This is a genomic window from Elioraea sp. Yellowstone (genome assembly GCF_006704265.1).
GTDB lineage: Bacteria > Pseudomonadota > Alphaproteobacteria > Acetobacterales > Acetobacteraceae > Elioraea.
On sequence record NZ_VIKA01000240.1, the window covers coordinates 1 to 3,008 of the forward strand.

Below are 3,008 nucleotides of genomic sequence, written 5' to 3' on the forward strand. Positions count from 1 at the left end.
CACGTGGGGGGTGTGGCTCCCGGCACTCACCACCCCCCCCCGCCGCGCGGGGGGGGGGCGTTGTTGGGTCTCGCCCCGGGGGGGGGCCCCCCCCCCCCCCCCGCCCCCCCACCCGCTTGACGCCCGCCCCCCAACGCGCGTTCCCTCCGCCCCCGCACCTTGCGGAGACTCCCAGTGGCGGAACACGGATTCGGACGACAGGTCGGCAGACGACGCCACCTCCTCGGCATCGCCGGCCTCGACCCGGGCCAGATCCGCGCCGCCCTCGACCTCGCCGAAACCTACATCTCGCTCAACCGCCAGGGCGGCCCGCGCGACGTCATGCGCGGCCGCACCCTGATGAACCTGTTCTTCGAGGCCTCCACACGCACCCGCACCAGCTTCGAACTCGCCGGCAAGCGCCTCGGCGCCGACGTCATCAACATGACCACCGCCGGCTCCTCGGTCGCCAAGGGCGAGACCCTGATCGACACGGCGATGACGCTGAACGCCATGCACGTGGACGTGCTGGTGGTGCGCCACGACCAGTCGGGCGCCGCCGCGCTCCTTGCCCAGAAGCTCGACGCCGCGGTGATCAACGCGGGAGACGGCACGCACGAACACCCCACCCAGGCGCTCCTCGACGCGCTCACCATCCGCCGCCACCGCGGCACGCTCGAGAACCTCACCGTCGCGATCTGCGGCGACGTGCTGCACTCCCGCGTCGCCCGCTCCAACATCCACCTGCTCACCACCATGGGCAGCCGCGTGCGCCTCTGCGCGCCGCCCACGCTGCTGCCCGCCGGCGCGGCGCAGCTCGGCGTCGAGGTGCACACCGACATGCGCGCGGCGCTGAAGGGCGCCGATGTCGTGATGATGCTGCGGCTGCAGCGCGAGCGCATGAGAAGCAGCTTCGTCCCCTCCGCGCGCGAATACTTCCGCTTCTACGGGCTCGACGCGGCCAAGCTCGCGCTCGCCAAGCCCGACGCGCTGGTGATGCACCCGGGGCCGATGAACCGCGGCATCGAGATCGACAGCGCGGTCGCCGACGACCTCCAGCACAGCGTGATCCAGGAACAGGTGGAGATGGGGGTGGCCGTGCGCATGGCCGTGCTCGACCTCCTGACGCGCGACCTCCGGCGCAACGTATGAGCACGCTCTTCGTCAACGCCCGGCTGCTCGACCCGGCCAGCGGCCTCGACGCGCCCGGCACGCTGCTGGTCGAGGGCGGGCGCATCGCCGCGCTGAACCCCGCCCAGCCTCCCGCACACGCCGAGCGCATCGACTGCGCGGGCGCCTGCCTCTGCCCCGGACTCGTGGACATGCGCGTCGGGCTGCGCGAGCCGGGCGAGGAGCACAAGGAGAGCCTCGCCACGCTGGCCGCCTGCGCCGCCGCCGGCGGCGTGACCACGCTTGCCGCGCTGCCCGACACCGACCCGCCGCTCGACGAGCCCGCGCTCGTCGAGTTCGTCGCCCGGCGCGCCGCCGCCCTCGGCTCGGTGACGGTCCTGCCCTACGGGGCCGCGACCAAGGGCTGCGCGGGGCGGGAACTCGCCGAGTACGGGCTGCTGCGCGAGGCGGGCGCCGCCGGCTTCACCGACGGGCGGCGCGCGATCGCCGAGGCGCGCACCATGCGCCTCGCCCTCGCCTATGCCGACGCCTTCGGCGCCTTCGTGATCCAGCACCCGGAGGAGCCCTCGCTCGCCGCGGGCGGCGCGGTCACCGAGGGGTTCCAGGCCACGCTCCTCGGCCTGCCCGGCATCCCGGCCGCCGCCGAGGCGCTCATGGTCGCCCGCGACATCCGCCTCGCCGCGCTGACCGGCGGGCATGTCCACTTCGCCCATGTCTCGACGGCCGAGGCGCTCGACCTGATCCGCGCGGCCAAGGCCAGGGGCCTGCGCGTCACCTGCGACACGGCGCCGCCCTATTTCGACCTGAACGAGACCACGATCGGCGAGTGGCGCACCTATGCCCGGCTCTCGCCGCCCCTGCGCAGCGAGGAGGACCGGCTGGCGGTGCTGGCGGCGCTCGCCGACGGCACGATCGACGCCGTCGCCTCCGACCACCAGCCGCAGGACACCGATGCGAAGCGCCTCCCCTTCGCCCAGGCCGAGCCCGGCGGCGTCGGGCTCGAGACCCTGCTCGCGGTGACGCTGAACGCGGTGCATGCGGGGCATCTGCGGCTGCTCGACGCGCTCGGCCTGCTCACCCACCGCCCCGCCGGGCTGCTGGGCGTCCCGGCGGGGCGGCTCGCGGAGGGCGCCGCCGCCGATCTCTGCCTGTTCGATCCCGACCGCGCCTGGCAGATCCGCGCCGACGACCTCGCCGGCAACAGCCGCAACACCCCGTTCGACGGCCGGCCCGTGCAGGGCAAGGTGCTCGGCACCTGGAAGGCCGGGCGGCGCGTGTTCGGATGACCCTCGCGCTCGCCGCCCTGCTCGGTCTCGCGCTGGGGTCGATCCCGTTCGGGCTGCTGCTGACCAGGGCGGCGGGCCTGGGCGACGTGCGCCGGATCGGTTCGGGCAACATCGGTGCCACCAACGTGCTGCGCACCGGGCGGAAGGACCTCGCCGCGGCGACGCTGCTGCTCGATGGCGGGAAGGGGGCGGCGGCGGTGCTGCTGGCGGGCGCGTGGCTCGGCCCGCTCGCGGCCCCCGTCGCAGGGGTGGCTGCCGTGGTCGGGCACATGTTCACGCCCTGGCTCGGCTTCGCCGGCGGCAAGGGGGTGGCGACCGGGCTCGGCGTGCTGATCGGCGCGGCGTGGCCCGTCGGCCTCGCCGCCTGCGCGACCTGGCTCGCGGTCGCGGCGGTCGCGCGCATCTCCTCGCTCGCGGCGCTGGTCTCCTTCGCCGCCGCGCCGCTCTACGCCGCCGCGCTGGCCGATCGCTGGACGGCCGCCGCGGCGATGGCGATCGCTGCGCTCGTCTATGTGCGCCACGCGGGCAACATCCGCCGCCTGCGCGCCGGCACCGAGCCGCGCATCGGCGAGCGCCGGTGACCGCGGCGGAACGGCGCGCGCGTCTGAGGCT

At 75.2% G+C, this 3,008-nt stretch carries 3 protein-coding genes; all 3 read left to right on the forward strand.

The features are described 5' to 3' along the window. The first annotated feature begins 174 nt into the window (after positions 1-174). From FK498_RS18195 to plsY, 3 genes are read left to right on the forward strand one after another with little or no spacing between them, the layout of a single operon-like run. On the forward strand, positions 175-1,131 hold the full coding sequence (locus tag FK498_RS18195) for an aspartate carbamoyltransferase catalytic subunit (RefSeq protein WP_141857059.1): 957 nt from the start codon (positions 175-177) through the stop codon (positions 1,129-1,131). Further along, positions 1,128-2,396, forward strand: a complete 1,269-nt coding sequence (locus FK498_RS18200) for a dihydroorotase family protein (protein WP_141857061.1) — start codon at positions 1,128-1,130, stop codon at positions 2,394-2,396. The genes FK498_RS18195 and FK498_RS18200 overlap by 4 nt, the downstream gene beginning before the upstream one ends. Then, a complete protein-coding gene (gene plsY, locus FK498_RS18205; protein ID WP_141857063.1) occupies positions 2,393-2,977 on the forward strand; it encodes a glycerol-3-phosphate 1-O-acyltransferase PlsY in 585 nt (194 codons plus the stop codon). Before FK498_RS18200 ends, plsY begins: the two co-directional genes overlap by 4 nt. The last annotated feature ends 31 nt before the right edge of the window (positions 2,978-3,008 follow it).